This is a genomic window from Desulfarculus baarsii DSM 2075 (assembly GCF_000143965.1).
Classification (GTDB): Bacteria; Desulfobacterota; Desulfarculia; order Desulfarculales; family Desulfarculaceae; genus Desulfarculus; species Desulfarculus baarsii.
Map to the genome: position 1 here is coordinate 953,636 of NC_014365.1, position 19,081 is coordinate 972,716.

The window sequence follows — 19,081 nt, forward strand, 5'->3', positions numbered from 1 at the left end:
GGGTGATTTTTAGGCGGCCTTTTGGGACGCCTTTTCCTTGGGCTTCTTACGCCCGGGCAGGCCCTCCAGGAAAGCCTGACTCGGCGTCCTGCCGTTCATGTTCCGGCCCTGGTGCGCCCGCTCATGGTTGTAATGGCGCAGATACTCATCCAAGTCGGCCTGCATCTCATCCAAGGTTTCATACCATTTCTGACGGCCCTTGATCCGGAAATGCTCGTCCAAGAGCGTCCGGTGAAGCCGTTCCACGAAGCCATTGCTCTGAGGCCGACGCACCCTGGTGGTGCGGTGTTCGATCCCCTCAAGCTGCAGAAACAGCTCATACGGATGCTGGTCTGGCCGGCCGCAAAACTCTCGCCCATTGTCCGAAAGCACCGTCTCAATCACCGCGTCGTGGGCCTCAAAGCACGGCAGCACTTCCTCGTTGAGCACATGCACCGCCGTGACCGGAAGCTTGCTGGTGTACAGGCGACCCCAGGCGTGGCGGCTGTGGCAGTCGATGACCGATTGTAGATACACCTTGCCCACGCCCTTGAGCGCGCCAACGAAAAACGTGTCCACCGCCACCAGGGCCCCGGTGTGCCGGGCCTCGATGTGGCGGTCGCGAAACTCCGGGCTGAAGCGCTCCAAAGCCCGAATCTGCTCGTCGCTGAGTTGAATGTCCTGGGCGCGAACCGATTGCTCGAGACGCAAAAGACGCTCGTGCCGCGTGAGCATCTCGTGGCGACTCCACACGCCTCGCACGCCGCCGGAACTCACTTGCACGCCGCGAAGGGCCAATTGCTGCGACACGCGAAGCGCTCCGTGGGTCGGATACTCCAGGCTGTAAGCCATGATCGCCGCCTCAACCTCCGCTTCCACACGATTGGGATGCGGCCCCTTGGGGCCGGGCAAACGGTCCACAAGGCCCTGTGCGCCGTAGGTCTGGAAATTGCGCCGAATCTCGTAAAACTGCTGCCGCGAGTAGCCCATCAGTTTGCAGGCCCGGCTGACGTTGCTCAATTCCCCAGCAAGCTCTAGCAGACTCAGCTTCCTTCGTGCTACCTTCTTCTCCGTGGTCATGTTGCCCTCCTGTGTTGAGGTTTGTTCGAGTTTCGCAACTACAAACCTACCCCAACCAAGGGCGGCATGACCACTTCCTCTACGTGGTCGACTGTCAGGTCATTACTAGATCAGCACACGCAGGTAATCCAGAAAAGCAATTCGGGTGGCGATCGTCGGTTGTTTATCCATGATGGTCGTGCTCTTGCGCGTTTGAACGGCTAAGGCAATGTGGGGTGTTGAGCAAATGATGCAACCGAATGGCAGGGGTTCAGTTGATCATGACGCGAAGTCGAGTTTCCCCTGATGGGCAAGCTCGTTTCTCCGTGTAGTATTTTAAAGTGCCCGAGTCACCACATTTTGTCAACTCGCTAATTCGGCCGTAGCGCGGCGCTTTGCCGCCCAGACGGGGGGCGTCACTTAGCCAGGGCGGCTTGGCGGGCGTCGTCTTGCACCTGGCGCAGCAACGGGCTGACGGTCGGGGCCAGGGGTTGCGGCGCGCGGATGAGCCGGCATTGGGCTGGCAGGCTGGCCAACTCGGCTTGCAGCACCTGCTGGGCCGCTGCCCAGCCGACGGGCGGCGCCAGGCGGCGGCCGCCTTGCATCATCGGTTGCAGGAGGGCCTTGGCCGGGCGGGCTTCGTGGCGCAGGCAAAGCTCGTCGCCGCTGATGATCCCGGCGGCGTCGTGGGAGCGGTAGATCTGCTTGGCCCCGGCCCAGGTCATCTTGCCCTCGCTGAGCTTGAGGGTGGGCCGGCCCTGGTAGGCCACCAGCTTGAAGGTGAAGTCGGTGTAGGGCTGGTCGGCCGAGGCGCCCATCCTGGTGCCCACGCCGAACATGTCGATGGGCGCGCCGGCGGCCAAAAGATCGGCGATGCGATATTCGTCCAGGTTGCCCGAGACCATCACCAGCGCGCGCTCCAGGCCGGCCGCGTCGAGCGTCTGGCGGGCCAGGCGGCTCATGGCCGCCAGATCGCCCGAATCCAGGCGCACGCCGATCATGGCGTGACCCTGGGCGGCCAGGGTTCGGGCCGTCTCCACCGCCCGCGCCAGGCCCCGGGCGGTGTCGTAGGTGTCGACCAACAGCACCGTGTGATCGGGGAATGTCTGGGCGAACAGATCAAAGGCGTTTTTTTCGTCGCCCACGGCCTGGATGAACGAATGGGCCATGGTGCCCACGGGCTTGAGCCCCAGGGCCATGGCCGCGGCCACGTTGCTGGTGCCGCCAAAGCCGGCGATGGCCGAAGAACGCGCCGCGGCGAAGCCGGCGTCCAGGCCCATGGTGCGGCGCAGGCTGAAATCCACGCAGGCGCGGCCGGCGGCGGCCTGCTGGCAGCGGGCGGCCTTGGCGGCGATGGTGCTGTTGTGGTTGACGGTGTTGACCAGAAACGTCTCGACGAGCTGGGCCTCGATCAACGAGGCGCTCAGTTCGAGGATGGGCTCCTCGGCGAAAAACACCGTGCCCTCGGGCGCGGCCCAGACCTCGCCGCCAAAGCGCATTCCCGCCAAGTAGTCGACGAACCCCCGGCTGAAGCGGCCCAGCGAACGCAGATAGTCGATCTCCTCGGCGCTGAAACGGAAGTTTTCCAGGTATTCCAGGCAGTCTTCCAGACCGGCGGCCACCATGTAGCCCCGCTCCGGCGGCGTGGCGTGGGCAAAGAGGCTGAAGGTGGCTTGCTGGTCCAGCCCGTGCTCAAAATAGCTGGCGGCCATGGTCAGTTGATAAAAATCGGTGTGCAGGGCCAAGGCTGCTGGGCGCATGCGCTGTGTCTCGCTTCCTGTGACTGACGGGCCGGCGGCGGCCCGGCCCCGTTTAACGCGGGGCGGCTTGAACGACGAAAGGCCAGGGCCAGAGCCGAGCGCCTCGTCTTGCTTCGCATCGTTGGGCCCAAAACTAGTCCGAAATGCCCTTTTCGTCAACGCCGGGATTTCCGCCTTGGGCTCTCTTGCGCGGGGGGGCAACGATATGTTACAAATGGAACAAATTTGTGAGGGAGCCCTTGGTAGCCAACCAGATGAAAATATTGGTCATTGACGATGATCCCGCCCTGCGCGACGCTTGCCGCGAGATTTTGCGCCGTCAGGGCCACCACGTGGAGCTGGCCGAGGGCGGCAGGGGCGGCCTGGCCCTTCTGGGCAAGTTCGCCTTTGACGTGATCATGCTCGACCTGCGCATGCCAGACATCGACGGCATGACCGTCCTGCGGCGCATCATCGAACAAGACCCCCACGCGGTGGTGATCATCATCAGTGGTCACGGCTCCATCGAGCGGGCGGTGGAGGCCATGAAGCTGGGGGCCTTTGATTTTGTCAGCAAGCCTTTCACGCCCGACCGCCTGCGGGGCGCGGTGGAAAAGGCCCGAGAAAAACGCCAGCTCATCCTCGAAAACGCCTACCTCAAAGACGAAATCAAACGCCGCAGCCCCACCCGCATGATCTATCGCTCCGCGGCCATCGAAAAGATCATGGACCTGGCCCGACGCGTGGCCATGTCCGACGCCACCGTCTTGCTCACCGGCCAGAGCGGCACCGGCAAGGGCATCCTGGCCCGCATCATCCACGAGCTGTCGGCGCGGCGCTCCTCGCCATTCGTGGCCGTGGACTGCTCGACCCTGGTGCCGACGCTTTTCGAGTCCGAGCTTTTCGGCCACGTCAAGGGCTCTTTCACCGGGGCCGACGCCGACAAGATGGGCAAGTTCGAGCTTTCCGACGGCGGCACGCTGTTTTTCGACGAGGTGGCCAACATCAGCTGGGAGATTCAGGCCAAGCTGCTCAAGGCCGTCGAGGACCGCGCCGTCTGCCGGGTGGGCTCCAACCGTCTGATCTCGGTGGACACCCGCCTGGTGGCCGCCACCAACCAGAATTTGGCCCAGGCCGTCCAGGCCGGAACCTTTCGCCAGGATCTTTTCTATCGGCTCAACGTCGTGCACATCGAGCTGCCGCCGCTCAAGGATCGGCCCGAGGACGTGCCCGTTCTGGCCGAATATTTTCTGGACCGCTATCGCTACCGCAGCCCCTCGCGGGTGCGCGGCTTCGCGCCCCAGGCCATGGAGGCCCTGGCCCGCCAGCCCTGGCCGGGCAACGTGCGCGAGCTGGAAAACGCCGTCCAGCGCCTGGCCGTGCTGGCCGGCGGCGAGCTGATCACCCTGGCCGACATCGAGGCCGGCTCGCCGGCGGCGGTCCACAGCGGCGCGGACGACGGCGAGCTGCTTTCGCTGGCCGAGCTGGAAAAACGCCAGATCATCCGGGCCATGAACCGCCTGGCCGGCCATCGCGGCGAGATGGCCAAGGCCCTGGGCATCGACCGCAAGACGCTGCGCCTCAAGATCCGCAAATATGGCCTGGAAGACCAGGGCCCCGACGCCGACTGACCTACCCCCTTGACCTGAGCGCCCCGGGCTGGGCAATATCATGGTATGCGCCTAGGCAATGCGGTCATTGCCCGCGCGCCCCATTATCACCCCAGCGGGAGCGCCCCATGCCCGAGCCCGGCAGCGACCCCTTCAGCCCCGAAAACACGCGCGTTCTGATAATCGATGACGAGGCGTCCATGCGCGAGGCCTGCCAGGAGGTTCTGCGCCGCGAAGGGTTCCAGACGACCATCGCCGGCGAGGGCGGCGAGGGCCTGCGCTTGGTCCGCGAACTCAAGCCCCATGTCATCTTCGTGGACCTGAAGATGCCGGGCATGGCCGGCCTGGAGCTTCTGGACCACATCGGCCTGGCCGCGCCGGGGGCGGTGCTGGTGGTCGTGACGGCCTACGCCACCGTCAGCCTGGCCATGGCGGCCCTGCGCCACGGGGCCTTCGACTTTCTGGCCAAGCCCTTCACGCCCGACGAACTGCGCCTGATGGCCAGCCGGGCACAGGAGCAGCGCCGCCTGCTGGAGCGCGGCCAGCGCTTGCAAAACGAGCGCGATCAGGCCAAGCGCCGCTTCATGGAGCTGGTCACCGGCGAGGTCAACGAGCCGCTGCGGGCGGCCCTGGCCGAACTGCGTGGGCTCTGCGAAAAGCTGGCCGACCGGCCGGCGGCCCTGGCCCAGGCCCAGAACGCCAGCGAGCGCCTGCGCCGCCTGCTGGAGATGGTCCAGCATCTTTCGGCCTGACAAGAAAACGCCCCTCCCGCCGGAGCGGGAAGGGCGCTTTGGTCGCGCGTTGGTCGGGCCTCAGGCCACTTTGACCACCCAGCCGAAGGGATCGGGCTTTTTGCCAAGCTGAATGCCGGTGATCTCGTCATAGAGCTTGAGGCTGAGCGCCCCGGTCTGACCGTCGGCCACCTGGTAATCCTGGCCCTTGAAGTGGATCGAGCCCACCGGGCTGATCACCGCGGCGGTGCCCGTGCCGAAGGCCTCCTCCAGCGTGCCGGCCTTGGCCGCGGCGATGATGTCGTCGATGGTCAGTTGGCGCTCACTGACGTTCATGCCCCAGTGGCGGCACAGGGCCAGCACCGAGTCGCGGGTCACGCCGGGCAGGATCGAGCCGTCCAGGGGCGAGGTGATCACTTCGCCGGCGATCTTGAAGAAGATGTTCATCGTGCCCACTTCCTCGATGCTCTGGCGGTCGCAGGCGTTGAGCCACAGCACCTGGGTGAAGCCCTTTTCGTGGGCCTCGGTGGCCGCCTTGAGGCTGGAGGCGTAGTTGCCCGACGTCTTGGCCTCGCCGGTGCCGCCGATGGCCGCGCGCACGTATTTTTCCTCGACCCAGATGCGCACCGGGTTGAAGCCCTCGGCGTAGTAGGCCCCCACCGGCCCGGTGATGATGTAGAACAGATACGTGGCGCTGGTCTTGACGCCCAGGCAGGCCTCGGTGGCGATGATCGTCGGCCGCACGTAGAGGCTGGTGCCCTCGGCGCGGGGGATCCAGTCCTGCTCGACGCGGATCAGCTCGTACATGGCCTCCAGCACCACCTCGTTGGGCAGGGCCGGGATGCACAGCCGGTCGCACGAGCGGTTCATGCGCTCGATGTTGGCCGCCGGGCGGAACATGTAGACGTGGCCGCCCTCGCCGCGATAGGCCTTGAGGCCCTCGAAGACCTCCTGGCCATAGTGAAAGATCATCGCCGCCGGGTCCAGGGTGAAGGGCCCATAGGGCTCCACGCGGGGGTTGTGCCAGCCCTTGCCGGTCTGGTAGTCCATCAGCAGCATGTGATCGGTGAAGATCCGGCCGAAGCCCAGGTTGTTTTCGTCGGCCGGTTTGGGCTTCAATTGGTCTTTGGGTTTGAGGGTTTTGGCGATGTTCATCGTCCGGCTCCTTGTATTTTTTCATTGGCCTTGGCTTGGGCCAAGGATTTTTCATATGGCGGCCGCAGGACGCCCACTTCGGTGATGATGGCCGTGACCAAGTCGTTGGGCGTCACGTCGAAGGCGAAATTGATGGCCCCCGCTCCGGGCGCGGCAATTGCCCTGCCGCCGAGCTTGGTTATCTCGACGGCCGCACGCTCCTCGATGGGGATGTCGTCAGCGGATTTGGCGCCGGGGTCGATGGTCGAAAGGGGCGCGGCCACGTAGAAGGGCACGCCGTGGCGCTGGGCCTGCAAGGCCACGTTGAAGGTGCCCACCTTGTTGGCCACGTCGCCGTTCATGGCGATGCGGTCGGCGCCCACCACCACCAGATCGACCATGCCCCGACTCATGATTACACCGACGGCGCTGTCCGGGGCCACGCGCACGGGGATGTTCTCTTGGACCATCTCCCAGGCCGTCAGGCGCGCGCCTTGCAGCAGGGGCCTGGTTTCGTCGGCGATGACGCTTGGGTTCTTGCCGGCCTCGGCGGCGGCGCGCGCCACGCCCAGGGCCGTGCCGTAGCCGCCAGTGGCCAGGGCCCCGGCGTTGCAGTGGGTCAGGATCGTGGCCCCGTGGGGGACCAACGCCGCGCCGTGACGGCCCATGGCCTGGTTGATGGCGATGTCGTCTTCGAGCATGCGCTGGCTTTTGTGATACAGCGCCTCGACGATGGCCGACACCTCGCCCTCGGCGGCGCGGGCCGTCTCCAGCATTTGCCCACAGGCCCAAGCCAGATTCACCGCCGTGGGCCGGGCCTGGGCCATGACCTGGGCCCGGCGGGCCAGGGCGGCGCGAAACTTGGCCGGATCGTCGGCCTTGATCGCCCGGGCGGCCAGAACCAGGCCCATGGCCGCGGCCACGCCGATGGCTGGCGCGCCGCGCACGGCCAGGGTCTTGATGCAATGGATCACCCGGCGCATGTCACGACAGGGCAGGTAGACCAGCTTGCCCGGCAGCAGGCGCTGGTCGAGGATCATCACCGCCTCGTCTTGCCAATATATGGGCCTGATCGTCACCTCAATCTCCCAGCAGCTTTTCGACCAATTCGTTGACGGCCTGGGGATTGGCCTGACCCTTGGTGGCCTTCATCACCTGGCCCACGAAATAGCCCATCAGTTTTTTCTTGCCGGCTCGGTAGCCCTCGGCCTCCTTGGGGCTTTCGGCGATGATCCGTTCCAAGACCGCTTGCAACTCGCCGCTGTCGGAGACCTGGCGCAGGCCTTTTTGCTCGACAATGGTCGCCGCGCTCTGGCCAGTCTCCAGCATCAGCGGAAAGATGTCCTTGGCTATCTTGCCGCTGATCTGGCCCGAGGCCACCAGGGCCAGCAGTTCGGCCAGGGCCTGGGGCGTCACGGCGCACTGGCCGATGGCCTGTCCCTCGGCCCGCAGCGCGCCCAGCAGATCGCTCATGATCCAGTTGGCCGCGGCCTTGGCCGGCGCGCCGGCGTTGACGGCGGCCTCGAAATAATCAGCCAGGGCCCGCTCGGCGCAGAGCACCTCGGCGTCGTAGGCCGACAGGCCGTGGGCCTGCTGGAAGCGCTGGCGTTTGGCCGCCGGCAACTCGGGCAGGCCTTGTCCCACGCGGGCCAACCAGGCCGGCGCGATCTCCAGCGGCAGCAGGTCGGGGTCGGGGAAGTAGCGATAATCGTGGGCTTCTTCCTTGCCGCGCATGGCCACGGTCTTGCCGGCGGCGTCGTCCCAGAGCCTGGTCTGCTGGATCACCTGGCCGCCCTCGTCGAGGATGGCCTTTTGCCGGCGAATCTCGTAGTCGATGGCCTTCATCACGTTGCGGAAGGAGTTCATGTTTTTCAGCTCGGCGCGGGTGCCCAGCTTTTCCTGGCCCAGGGGCCGGATGCTGACGTTGGCGTCGCAGCGGAAAGAGCCCTCCTCCATGTTGCCGTCGCAGACCTCCAGATAGACCAAGATGTCGCGCAGGGCCCGCAGATAGGCCCCGGCCTCCTCGGGCGAGCGCATGTCGGGCTCGCTGACGATCTCGATCAGCGGCACGCCCGTGCGGTTGAGGTCGACGTAGCTCTGGGGCAGGCTGGGGTCGTGGACCAGCTTGCCGGCGTCTTCCTCCATGTGAATGCGTGTGATGCCCACGCATTTTTCCTGGCCGTCGACGGTTATCTCCAGCCGACCGTGCTGGGCCAATGGCAGCTCGTATTGGCTGATCTGGTAGCCCTTGGGCAGGTCGGGATAAAAGTAGTTTTTGCGGGCCCAGACGCTGCGCTCAGCCACCTGGCAGCCGGTGGCCAGGGCCGCGCGCATGGCCAGCTCGACCACCTGTTGATTCAGCACCGGCAAAACGCCGGGCATGCCCAGGCAGACCGGGCAGACATTGCTGTTGGGCGGCTGGCCGAAACTGGTGGAGCAGCCGCAGAAAATCTTGGATCGGGTCAGGAGCTGGGCATGGACCTCCAGCCCGATAACCGCTTCATAGTCCATGACAATTTCCCTAAAGCCAAACAGATGGACGATAAGCCAACAAATTACTCCGCGCCAATGTCAAAGTCAAGACCGGCCAAGGCCCACCCGCGCCGAACCGGTGAGCGCCGCCATGGCCAGCGCGCCGACGATCGTCACCGCGCCGGCGAAGTACAACGGCCCGGCCTGGCCGGCCTGATCGGCCAGCCAGCCGCCCACCGGCGGCCCGGCAAACACGCCCAGGCTCAGCGCCAAGGTGAACGCGCCCATGGTCGCGCCCATCTCCACGCCCAAATCCTTGCCCCGGCCGATGACCAGGGCCATCAGCGGCGGCAGGCCCAGACCCGAGCCCAGGCCCTCCAGCAGCGCCGCCCCGGCCATCTGCCAAAAGCCGTCGCACAGCGGCAGCGCCGCCTTGCACGCGCCAGAGGCCACCAAGCCAGCCAGCGCCAGCGGCAGCCGAGGCCAGCGGTCGGCCAAGGCCCCACCGGGCCGCTGCACCGCCACCATCACGATGACGTTGAGGCCCAAAAGCGTGCCGACCTGGGCCTGGGCTAGGCCTTTTTCCACGGCCAGCAGCGGCAAAAAAGCGATGAAACAGCCCATGCCCGCGGCCATGCCCACCCGCGCCAGCATCAGGCCCACGAACGCCCGGTCGGCGTAGAGGCGCATGCCGTGGCTGGCCCCGCCGATCTTGCCCCGGCCGCCGCGCGGCTCGCGCACGCCCAGCCACACCGCCGCCAGCGCCAGCAGGCTGAAACCGCCCATCAGATAAAGGTTGCCGGCCATGTCCCAGACGTCGTAAACCACGCCACCCAAAAATGGCCCCAGGCCAAAGCCCAGCAAAAACGCTGTGTTGAAGCCACCAACATAGCGGCCCTCCTGGCCGGCCGGCGTCAGATCGGCCACCAGGGCCAGGCACACCGGCAAGATCATCGCCGCGAACACGCCCTGGGCCATGCGGCAAAACAGCAAATCCCAGGCGCTCTGGGCAAACAGCAGCGCCACCGCCGCGCCCACGTTGCCGGCCAGGCCCAGGGCGATGAACAGCTTGCGGCCCACCCGGTCGGAGACCAGGCCCACCAGCGGCGCGAACAGCCCCCGGCTAAAGGAAAAGGCGCTGAAAATCAAGCCTATCAGCGCGCCCGAGGCCCCCAGGCGCTGGCCGTAGATCGACAAAAACGGCACGATCGAGCCCACGCCCAGCATGGCCACGAACACGGCCAGGCCCAGGATCAGCAATAACTTGTCGTCGGCTGTGCGCTGCATCGTTCGCCTTGGCCCATGAATACAAAAACGCCCCCGTCATGAGTGGCGGGGGCGTTCGGCGCGCGGTCAACGCGCGTTGCAAGCAAAAAATGCTATCTCGGCGACCCCTCCCTCATTTGGCGGCCTCTACGACGGTAATTCGTGGGGCGGCCGGGGCGTGGTCGTGATTGTGGGCGTGCTCGTGATGATCGTGGCCGTGGCCATGCTGATGATCGTGGTCGTGGTCATGGTCGTGCTGATGGTCGGCCGAAAGGCCGATGCCTTGGGGCCGTTTGCCGCCGCAACATTCGCACATGATCGCGCTCCCTGTCCAAAAATGGCGGGTCGTTCATCGACTTGTCACGCTGTCAAAAGCATATTACCACAATGGCGCAATGTCAAACATCCGTTGCGGCAAAAAAACGCCGTTGATCTAACCAACCACCCACACGGCCACGTCGGCGCACTTGGCCACGACCTTGTCGCTGACGTGGCCCAGGAAGAACGAACGGTTTTCGCCGCGACGGCCCACCACCACCGTGCCGTAGTCGCCGTTTTTGACCTCGTTGACGATGGCCGTGGTCACGCTGCGAGCGTTTTCGTGGGTTCTGGTCTCGATCTGGTCGGCGGCGATGCCCGATTCCTCAAGGACTTTCACGGCGCGATGGTAAAAGTCGGCCATGCACTCGCCGTCGCTTTTCATGATGTCGCCTTCCAGTTCGCCATCCAGGGGCGCGTCGAAATCGATGGAGCAATAGTTGGCCAACGACGCCCCGACGTGGAAGAGGGTGATCTGGCACTCCGGGTTGCCGCCCAGCATGAAGGCCATGTGATCGACCGCGCGTAGCGACCCCTCCGAGCCGTCCACCGCGCAGAGGATCTTCAGGCTGTGCACGCGGCCACCGACGATCCACACCGGCACGCGTTCGGCGTGCTGGACGATCTTGTTGGTGACGCTGCCCACGAAAAACTCCTGGGCCTTGGACAGGCCGCGCCGGCCCAGGACCAGGGCGTCGTAGAGGCCTTGCTCGGCCTCGAAAAGGATGTCGCGGGCGGCGTCGGCGTTGCGCGGCAGGGCCTTGGTCTCGATGCGCTCCTCGGGTAGGCCGTGGCGCATCAGGCGGGCCTTGGCCTGGCCCAGGACGGCGTCGGCCTGCTGACGGTTGCGGCTTTGCAACTCCTTGAGCCGCTTGTACGACTCGGGATCCTTGTGGGCCTCGCGCCGCAAGAATTGCGGCACCGGATTCATCACGAAAAACAAGGTGACCATCAAATCCTTGATCATGGCCCCTTCCATGAGGCCCACATAGTCCACGGCCCGATCGCACTCGGCCGAACCGTCAACGGCTATGATGATTTTTTTGTCCATGGTCGCCTCCCGTTTCAGCGTGTTCCCCACAAAATCTGGTTGATGCGCGCGCGGTTGGCCTGGGCCTGGGTGATCAGAACCATCTTGCGCTGCTTGAGCCGGTGTATTTCCTGGGCGAATGGCCCTTCGCCAGCCAATTCGCGGGCCATCAACTCGTGGGCCTGGGCCTCGACCTCTTTTTGCTCGCGGGCGAAATCCTCGATCTCGCGCTCCAGGCTGGCGATGCGCCGGCGGTTTTCCGGGTCGTCCAAGGGGTTGGGCGGCAAAATCCCGCCATGGGCGTTGTCGTCACGCATGGTTGTTTTTACTTCCGTTCTTGCTGGCGCGACATGGCGACCCGGCCGTAAGCCGCCCGCCAAAAAACGAAAGGCCCCGCCCCAGGTTGGCGGGACGGGGCGCTTGGTCCGGGCGATGGCGCCTTTGTTAGAGCTTGCGGGCGTCGAAGACGCGCTTGGCCTTGCCCTCGGAGCGCTCGATGCTCTTGGGCGGCACCAGGCGCACCTTGACGCCGATGCCGATGGTGCCGCGAATCTTGCCTTCGATGCGCTTTTCCACGGCCTGCAATTTTTCCTCGCCCTGGTCGTAGACCTCGGCCTTGGCCTCCACGTCGACGCTGAGGGCGTCAAGATAGCCTTTTTTGCGAATGATCAGCACATATTGCGGCTCGACCTCGGGCACCTCCAGCAGGATCGACTCCACCTGGCTGGGGAAGACGTTGACGCCGCTGATGATGAGCATGTCGTCGCTGCGGCCCAGGACTTTTTTCATCTTGAGCAGCGTGCGGCCGCACGAACAGGTCTCGCGGCGCAGTTCGGTGATGTCGCGGGTGCGGTAGCGCAACAGGGGCATGGCCCGGCGCTGGATGGCCGTGAAGACCAACTCGCCCTTTTCGCCCAGGGGCAGCACCTCCTCGGTGACCGGGTCGATGACCTCGGCCAGGACGTGGTCTTCGTTGATGTGCATGAAGCCGTCCTGCTGCTGGCAGTCGAAGGAGACGCTGGGGCCCATCAGCTCGGTGAGGCCGTAGACCTCGTGGGCGCGGATGCCCATGCGCTCCTCGATCTCCTGGCGCATCTCGACGGTCCAGGGCTCGGCGCCGAAAACGCCCACCCGCAGCGGCAACTCGCGGATATCCACGCCCATGTCGGCGGCCTTTTCGGCGATGGTCAGGGCGTAGGACGGCGTGCAGCACAGCACCGTGCTGCCAAAATCGCGCATGATCGTCACCTGGCGCTCGGTCATGCCGCTGGAGGCGGGGATGGTGGCGCAGCCGATCAGGTCGCAGCCGCCTTGCAAGCCCAGGCCGCCGGTGAACAGGCCGTAGCCATAGGCCACCTGGACGATGTCTTTTTTGAAGACGCCGGCGGCGTGGAGGTTGCGGGCCACGCATTCCCTCCACTGGTTGATGTCGTCGGCGGTGTAGGGGCCGGTGATGGGTTTGCCGGTGGTGCCGCTGGAGGCGTGGATCTTGACGACGTCGTCCATGGGCACGGCGCAAAGGCCGAAGGGATAGTTGTCGCGCAGGTCGGTCTTGACCGTAAGCGGCAGCTTGGCCAAGTCCTCGAGGCTCTTGACGTCGTCGGGCTTGAGGCCCATCGAGTCGAACTTGTTGCGATAAAACGGCACCCTATCGTAAACCCAGGCCACGGTTTCCTGGAGTTTGGCCAACTGCAGCGCCTGCATCTGGTCCAGCGAGGCGCACTCGATTTTTTCGTTCCAGATCATCGACGGGCTCCCATGAATGATAAACCGGCCTGTTTGGCGCGCCGCCGGCGGGCAAAACCTTGGCTGGCGGCCGGCAGACAAGTTTTAGCACAGGCGCGGCGCCTTGGGCAAGAAAAGGCGCGCTTGCCACGGCCGGCCGGCCGGGCATAAAATCAAGGCCATGGAGCAACCGCGTCAAACAAGCAGCGTCCAAACCATCTGCGCCCGCTGCCACCTGGCCGGCGACGGCTGTTGCCGCATCGCCGACGATCGTCGCGGCGGCGTGTTCGGCCTGACCCGGGGCGAGATCGAGCTGATGGCCCAGGCCTCGGGCTTGGCGCCCGAGGCGTTTGTCGAGGCCGACCAGGCCAAGGCGGCCTTTGTGGCCGGCGTGAACAAAATCCACCCCATCCTCGGCCAGACCATGCCCGGCGGCCGCCGTCTGCGCCTGCGCCTGCAAGCGGACGGCTCGTGTTATTTTCTGGGCCCGGCCGGCTGCCAACTGCCCGTGGCCGCCCGTCCGATCTATTGCCGGCTGTATCCGTTTTGGTTTACGCCCGGCGGCCGGCTGATGGTCCTGGGCTCACGCACGTGCCTGGCCCAGCAAGGGGCCAGGCGGGTGAGCGAGGTGCTGGCCCGCCTGGGCCAGAACGAAGCCGACCTGCGCCGGCTGTTCCGGCGGCTGGAGGAGTTTGTCGCCGGCCACCAACCCGAGGCCTATGACTCGTCATCGCCTGGCCACGGCGCGTGAGGTCGCCAGGATGATCGCGCTTTATCTTGCCAATTCCACCACTTGAGCAGATCGCCGCGCGGGTTTTCGACGCTGGCGAAGTAGATGACGCAACGCAACACGTAGAGCACGCAACGGTCCAGCCGCCCCCCGGCCAGCACGCGCAAGCGTTCGTAAAGGGCCGTCGGGTCGTGGCCGCGCAACTCGACCACGCGGCCAAAACCCAGCGCGCGCAGATCGCCGGCCATGGCCGGCCCCACGCCGGGAATGCGCCGCAGGTCGTCCGCCGCTCCGCGCTCTGTTCCGATCGCCATCCGGTCTTTTTCCGCCGCCCCGGCTTAGGTGCGGCGCACCAGGCCGACCATCACGCCCAAGATGCGGGTCGGGCCGTCGCCTCGGCCCACGCGGATGTTGGCCACGGCCGGGTTGGTCGCCCGCAGCTCCAGCACGTCGGCGCCGGGGTGATAGTGCTTGAGCGTCACTTCATCGTCGATCATCGCCGCCACCACCTGGCCCGGCTGGGCCGTGGTCTGCGAGCGCAGGATGACCATGTCGCCATCGGCGATGTGGTCGCCGATCATCGATTCGCCGCGCACCCGCAAGGCGAAAAAAGCGCCCGAGCCAAAGTAGGCCGGGTCGATGTCGACGAACTCGTCGGCCTCCTCGGCGGCCATGATCGGCTGGCCGGCGGCGATGCGCCCCAGCATGGGAATGCCGCCGTGGGCGCGCTTTCTGGCCCCGATGACCTCCAGGGCCCGGGGCCGGCCGGCCTCGGAGCGCAGAAAACCTTTGCGCTCAAGGGCCTTCATGTGATCGTGCGCCGCCCGCGGCGAACGAAAGCCGAAGTGGCCGGCCACCTCGCGCACGGTGGGCGGATATCCACGAGATTCTTGGAAATGTGCTATGAAATCTAGCACTTCTCGCTGGCGGGCCGTAAGCCCCTTGGTCATGTTTGCCTCCCATTAAACGTTGACGCAATGCTATACAATGGTCTAGCCAGGCGTCAAGTGGTTTTTTCGGCCGATCGCCGCGCGGGCGGTTTTTTCGTCAATGGCGATGGGGCGCGAATCCGGCTTGATTTGGCCGGGCGCATGAGCAACAATATCTTAAATATGCGGTCGATTTGGCCATAATCTCGCCCAACCCGCGCCGGAGCAAGCCAGAGCCGATGTCCGATCTAGGCCAACAGATTATCCAACGCGTCCTGGCCAAGGGCAACCTGCCCGCGCTCTCGACCATCGCCGTGCGCCTGATGCAGATGGCCGCCGACGACATGGTCTCGGTGAGCGAACTGGCCGAGTTGATCAGCCAAGATCCCGGCCTTGCCACCAGGCTTCTGCGCCTGGTCAACAGCGTGGCCTATCGCCGGGGCGACGAGGTGGCCAGCGTGCAGCGGGCGGTGGCCTTGTTGGGCCTCAACGAGGTGCGCGTGCTGGCCCTTTCGGTCAGCCTCAAGGACGCCTTGCCGGCCAAGGGCGGTGGTCACGACTATAATCTTTTCTGGCGCACCAGCCTGCACCGGGCCATCCTGGCCCGCCACGGCGCGGCCGCCCTGGGCATGCCCAACCCAGAGGAAGCCTTCGTGGCCGGCCTGATCACCGAGATAGGCCTGCCGCTTTTGCTGCGCGTGCTTTCGCCACAAGAGGCCGAGGGCTTTCCCGGCTTCGAGAAATCCCTGCGCGATCAAGTTGTTTGGGCCCATCGCGCCCTGGGCGTCGACCACCGCCAACTGGGCCGGGCCGTGCTTTCGTTCTGGGGCCTGCCCGAGGTGCTGCATGACAGCCAGCGCATCATCCCGCCATCGACCGAATCGTCGGCTCCGCCCATGGCCCTTTTGTGCGATTTCGCCCGGCGCGCCGCCGAGTCGTTTTTCGCGCCGGGGGCCGACCTGGAGGACGTGCACCGGGTGGCCAAACTGCGCTTTGGCTGGTCGGCCGAGGAGGCCAACCAGCTCTTGTTCGATTCGCTGAGCCAGGCCGGCGAGGTGGCCGAGGCCATGGAGATCGACCTGGACCAGGAGCACGACATCGGCGCGGTGCTGGAAAAGGCCCGCCAGACGATCATCGAGCTGCGCGCGCGCATGGTCGGCGAACTACGCCTGGGCGGCCCTGGGCGGCAGCAGGCGTTTTTGCAGTTCAAGAGCCGCTTGCTGGGCCTGGGCGGCCTGGCGCGCAAGCTGGCCGAGGCCTTGAGCGGCAAGGAACAGACCCAGGCCGCCGAGGAGGAACTGCTGCGCCTGGACCAGGCCCTGGCCCAGATCGAGGCGGCCCTGGCCCAGCGCGCCTGAACGCCGGCGTTTCAACCCAAGAATTTGGCCGGCCAATCCTCCTGGCCCGGCAAGGCGAGATTGTCCACCAGCATCACCGTGGAAAGACCCTGGGCCAACAGGCGGCCGGTCCGGTCGCGCACGCTGGCCTCGCCCAGGCCCAGGCCACGGCCCAGCTTGAGGCAGCGGCCGCTGGCCAAAAGCGCGCCATCCACCGCCGGGGCCAAGTAATTGAGCTTTATATCGACGGTGGTCATGCCTTTGCCCACGGGGGCCTGGCTGAAACAGGCCCAGAAACAGGCCGCGTCGATGATGCTGGCCACCACCCCGCCGTGCGCCACGCCAAAGGGCTGCAAATGCTTGCGCGCCAAATCGATGCGCAACTCGGCCCGGCCCCAGGCCAGATCCTCCAGGCGCATCGATTGCAACTGGAAATAAGGGCAAGGGTTGACGCCAGCCAGGACGGCGGCGATCCACTGGGGGTTGAGGGCGCGCGGCGCGGACACGTTGTCCTCCCGTGAGGTTGTCGGGCCGGCCATGCCTTGGCGCGGCCATGTGTGAGCTTGTGCTTTGATGATTAAACCAAGCCAGACGGCGTTGTCAAACCATTCGTGGCCGGCGGCATGGCCCGGATAACGCCGGGGTTTTGCTTTTTTTGCGCGGCGGCCTTGACAGTGCTGGCGGCCGGTCGTATGTTTTGAGCGAATGCACAAAACAACCGTCGCCGCGGCGACGCCAACGGAGGTTTATAGCGATGAAAGTAGCCGTTCCCAGCATGGCCCCCGGCGGGCTCGAGGCCCAGACCAGCGCCCACTTTGGCCACTGCGACGCCTTCACCATTTTGGAGTATGACAACGGCCAGATCGGCGCGGTGGAGGTGCTCTTCAACCAGGGCCACGTGCAGGGTGGTTGCATGGCCCCGGTGATGACGCTGAAAAACGCCGGCGTCGACGTGCTGCTCTCGGGCGGCATGGGCGCGCGCCCGCTGATGGGCTTCCAGCAGGTGGGCATCGATGTCTACTTCATGGGCGGCGCGCCCACGGTGAACCTGGCCGTGGAGCTGCTGGCCAGCGGGGCCGCGCCCAAATTCGGCCCGGCCCAGGTCTGCGGCGGCGGCGAGGGCGGCTGCGGCGGCCACGACCACTAAGCTCTGACTCGCCCGATGATCATCCGGCCCGGGGGCTTTGTCGCCCTCGGGCCGGATTTTTGGCCCCCGGCCGGGTCTGGCCGGGGGCGCTCGCGTCAGGGCCGGCGGCCGGCTTATTTTTTGGCCAACTCGGCGCGGATGACCTTTTTGTCGATCTTGCCGACGGAGGTCTTGGGGATGGCCGCCACCACGTTGATCTGCTCGGGGATGGCCCACTTGCTGATGGTGCCGTCGTCGACGAACTTGGCCAGATGATTCTTGATGGCCTCGGGCAGGGCCTCGCCGCTGGTCTCGGGCAGGGCCACGACCATGGCCACGGGCCGCTCACCCCATTTTTCGTGGGGCACGCCGACCACGGCCACTTCGCTGACTCCCGGGGTCTGGCTGATCAGGCTTTCCAGTTCCAGCGAGCTGATCCACTCGCCGCCGGTTTTGATCACGTCTTTGATGCGGTCGGTGATGCGGATCCAGCCCTTGTCGTCGATGACGGCCACGTCGCCGGTGTGCAGGTAGCCGCCCTCCCAGAGTTCCTTGCCCTTGTCGGGATTTTTGTAATAACCCTGGGTCAGCCAGGGCGCGCGCACGACGATCTCGCCGGCGGTCTGGTTGTCCTTGGGCGTGTCTTTCATCATGGGGTCGACGATGCGGATGTCGACCAGGGGCACGGCGCGGCCGGTCTTGGTGCGGAAATCGAGCTGGGCCTCGGTGTCAAGGGAGAGCATGTCGGGGCTGAGGGCCGAGAGGGTCAGCAGCGGGCAGGTCTCGCTCATGCCATAGCCGGTGTAGATGTCGATGCCCAGCTCCATGGCCGCCTTGGCCAGGCCCCGCGGCAGGGCCGAGCCGCCGATGATCACCTTCCAGCCGCGCAGATCGACCTTCTTGGCCACCGGGCTGGAGACCAGCATGTGCAGAATCGTCGGCACGCAGTGGCTGAAGGTCACTTTTTCGCTGATCAGCAGCTTAAGCAGCATCTCGGGCTCGTAGCGACCGGGATAGACCTGCTTGATGCCAAGCATCGTGGCCACGTAGGGCACGCCCCAGGCGTGGACGTGGAACATGGGGGTGATGGGCATGTAGACGTCGTCGGAGTGGATGCGGCCGTTGCCGGCGAAGGCGCCGGTGGCCACCGACATGGCCAGGGTGTGCAGCATGAGCTGACGGTGGCTGAAGTAGACGCCCTTGGGATCGCCGGTGGTGCCGGTGGTGTAAAAGAGCGTGGCCATGGTGTTTTCGTCGAAGTCGGGGAACTCGTAGTCGGCCGCGCCCTTGGCCAGGATCTCCTCGAACTCGCAGTCGAAGGCCACGCTGGATTTGACCGGCGCGTCGGTTTCCTTGATCAGAATCCATTTTTTGACCGTCTTGGCCTGATCCTTGATGGCTTCGACGATGGGAATGAAGTCTTCGTGGACAAAGACCACCGCGTCCTCGGCGTGGTTCATCGTCCACAGCACCTGCTCGGGCGAAAGGCGCACGTTGATGGTGTGCATCACCGCGCCAATGCCCGGCACGGCGAAGTAGGAGGCCAGGTAGCGGTCGGAGTCCCAGTCCATGATGCCGATGACGTCGCCGGGCTTGACGCCCATGGCCAGCAGGCCCGAGCCCAACTGGCTGATGCGGGCGGCCAGGTCGCGGTAGGTCATGCGTTTTTTGTCGCGGTAGACGATCTCCTGGTCCGGGCTGTAGATCAAGGGCGTGCGCAGGATGTTTTTGAGCAACAGGGGATAGCCATAGGCGTTGGGCGATTTTTCGATCTGGCGAGTTTGCAGGGTCATCTTTTGTCCGCTCCGATGATTTGATGTGGGAACCGAGACCGTGATTTCGACGATAAACATCGTTTACAAGATGCGTGCCAGCGGCCAACCATCGCTTTGCCGG

Annotated in this window: 19 protein-coding genes; 5 read left to right on the plus strand and 14 right to left on the minus strand. The window is 65.4% G+C overall.

Going from position 1 to position 19,081, the window contains the following annotated elements:
* Window positions 1-9 precede the first annotated feature (9 nt).
* Both DEBA_RS04225 and DEBA_RS04230 read right to left on the minus strand, forming a co-directional pair.
* Complete coding sequence (locus DEBA_RS04225; protein WP_013257321.1) at window positions 10-1,059, minus strand: IS481 family transposase; 1,050 nt, start codon at window positions 1,057-1,059, stop codon at window positions 10-12.
* A gap of 395 nt (window positions 1,060-1,454) precedes the next feature.
* Complete coding sequence (locus tag DEBA_RS04230) at window positions 1,455-2,798, minus strand: nicotinate phosphoribosyltransferase (RefSeq protein ID WP_013257668.1); 1,344 nt, start codon at window positions 2,796-2,798, stop codon at window positions 1,455-1,457.
* A 227-nt stretch (window positions 2,799-3,025) separates the two neighbouring features.
* Between DEBA_RS04230 and DEBA_RS04235 the strand changes: the two genes are divergently transcribed.
* The gene (locus DEBA_RS04235) at window positions 3,026-4,408 is read left to right on the plus strand and encodes a sigma-54-dependent transcriptional regulator (RefSeq protein WP_222832035.1); all 1,383 of its coding nucleotides are present in this window, start codon (window positions 3,026-3,028) and stop codon (window positions 4,406-4,408) included.
* A gap of 107 nt (window positions 4,409-4,515) precedes the next feature.
* A complete protein-coding gene (locus DEBA_RS04240) occupies window positions 4,516-5,139 on the plus strand; it encodes a response regulator (RefSeq protein WP_013257670.1) in 624 nt (207 codons plus the stop codon).
* Between the two features lie 60 nt (window positions 5,140-5,199).
* Here the strand turns inward: DEBA_RS04240 and DEBA_RS04245 are convergent, their stop codons facing one another.
* From DEBA_RS04245 to DEBA_RS04280, 8 genes are all read right to left on the minus strand, one after another.
* On the minus strand, window positions 5,200-6,273 hold the full coding sequence (locus DEBA_RS04245; RefSeq protein WP_013257671.1) for a branched-chain amino acid aminotransferase: 1,074 nt from the start codon (window positions 6,271-6,273) through the stop codon (window positions 5,200-5,202).
* The gene (gene mtnA / locus DEBA_RS04250) at window positions 6,270-7,331 is read right to left on the minus strand and encodes an S-methyl-5-thioribose-1-phosphate isomerase (protein WP_013257672.1); all 1,062 of its coding nucleotides are present in this window, start codon (window positions 7,329-7,331) and stop codon (window positions 6,270-6,272) included. Before mtnA ends, DEBA_RS04245 begins: the two co-directional genes overlap by 4 nt.
* 1 nt (window position 7,332) lies before the next feature.
* A complete protein-coding gene (gene gatB, locus DEBA_RS04255; RefSeq protein WP_013257673.1) occupies window positions 7,333-8,763 on the minus strand; it encodes an Asp-tRNA(Asn)/Glu-tRNA(Gln) amidotransferase subunit GatB in 1,431 nt (476 codons plus the stop codon).
* 66 nt (window positions 8,764-8,829) lie between these two features.
* Window positions 8,830-10,011 carry an MFS transporter gene (locus DEBA_RS04260; protein ID WP_013257674.1) on the minus strand — a complete coding sequence of 394 codons (1,182 nt, stop codon included), beginning with the start codon at window positions 10,009-10,011 and terminating at the stop codon, window positions 8,830-8,832.
* A 112-nt stretch (window positions 10,012-10,123) separates the two neighbouring features.
* Entirely contained in the window at window positions 10,124-10,306 is a 183-nt protein-coding gene (locus DEBA_RS04265; protein ID WP_043813703.1) for a hypothetical protein, read from the minus strand.
* 117 nt (window positions 10,307-10,423) lie between these two features.
* Window positions 10,424-11,359 carry a universal stress protein gene (locus DEBA_RS16795; protein WP_013257675.1) on the minus strand — a complete coding sequence of 312 codons (936 nt, stop codon included), beginning with the start codon at window positions 11,357-11,359 and terminating at the stop codon, window positions 10,424-10,426.
* Between the two features lie 14 nt (window positions 11,360-11,373).
* Window positions 11,374-11,655, minus strand: a complete 282-nt coding sequence (locus tag DEBA_RS04275; RefSeq protein WP_013257676.1) for a hypothetical protein — start codon at window positions 11,653-11,655, stop codon at window positions 11,374-11,376.
* A gap of 127 nt (window positions 11,656-11,782) precedes the next feature.
* On the minus strand, window positions 11,783-13,084 hold the full coding sequence (locus tag DEBA_RS04280) for a phenylacetate--CoA ligase family protein (RefSeq protein ID WP_013257677.1): 1,302 nt from the start codon (window positions 13,082-13,084) through the stop codon (window positions 11,783-11,785).
* Between the two features lie 103 nt (window positions 13,085-13,187).
* Between DEBA_RS04280 and DEBA_RS16800 the strand changes: the two genes are divergently transcribed.
* The gene (locus tag DEBA_RS16800; protein ID WP_013257678.1) at window positions 13,188-13,814 is read left to right on the plus strand and encodes a YkgJ family cysteine cluster protein; all 627 of its coding nucleotides are present in this window, start codon (window positions 13,188-13,190) and stop codon (window positions 13,812-13,814) included.
* Here the strand turns inward: DEBA_RS16800 and DEBA_RS04290 are convergent.
* Window positions 13,781-14,107 carry a helix-hairpin-helix domain-containing protein gene (locus DEBA_RS04290; protein WP_013257679.1) on the minus strand — a complete coding sequence of 109 codons (327 nt, stop codon included), beginning with the start codon at window positions 14,105-14,107 and terminating at the stop codon, window positions 13,781-13,783. The two genes, DEBA_RS16800 and DEBA_RS04290, sit on opposite strands and share 34 nt — an antisense overlap.
* A 24-nt stretch (window positions 14,108-14,131) precedes the next feature.
* A complete protein-coding gene (gene lexA / locus DEBA_RS04295) occupies window positions 14,132-14,743 on the minus strand; it encodes a transcriptional repressor LexA (protein WP_013257680.1) in 612 nt (203 codons plus the stop codon).
* 218 nt (window positions 14,744-14,961) lie between these two features.
* Between lexA and DEBA_RS04300 the strand changes: the two genes are divergently transcribed.
* Complete coding sequence (locus DEBA_RS04300) at window positions 14,962-16,080, plus strand: HDOD domain-containing protein (RefSeq protein ID WP_013257681.1); 1,119 nt, start codon at window positions 14,962-14,964, stop codon at window positions 16,078-16,080.
* Window positions 16,081-16,091: 11 nt separating this feature from the next.
* Here the strand turns inward: DEBA_RS04300 and DEBA_RS04305 are convergent, their stop codons facing one another.
* Complete coding sequence (locus DEBA_RS04305) at window positions 16,092-16,565, minus strand: PaaI family thioesterase (RefSeq protein WP_013257682.1); 474 nt, start codon at window positions 16,563-16,565, stop codon at window positions 16,092-16,094.
* Between the two features lie 248 nt (window positions 16,566-16,813).
* Between DEBA_RS04305 and DEBA_RS04310 the strand changes: the two genes are divergently transcribed.
* The gene (locus DEBA_RS04310; RefSeq protein ID WP_013257683.1) at window positions 16,814-17,206 is read left to right on the plus strand and encodes a NifB/NifX family molybdenum-iron cluster-binding protein; all 393 of its coding nucleotides are present in this window, start codon (window positions 16,814-16,816) and stop codon (window positions 17,204-17,206) included.
* Between the two features lie 113 nt (window positions 17,207-17,319).
* Here the strand turns inward: DEBA_RS04310 and DEBA_RS04315 are convergent, their stop codons facing one another.
* Window positions 17,320-18,978: a fatty acid--CoA ligase gene (locus DEBA_RS04315; RefSeq protein WP_013257684.1), complete on the minus strand. Its 1,659-nt coding sequence runs from the start codon at window positions 18,976-18,978 to the stop codon at window positions 17,320-17,322.
* Between the last annotated feature and the right edge of the window lie 103 nt (window positions 18,979-19,081).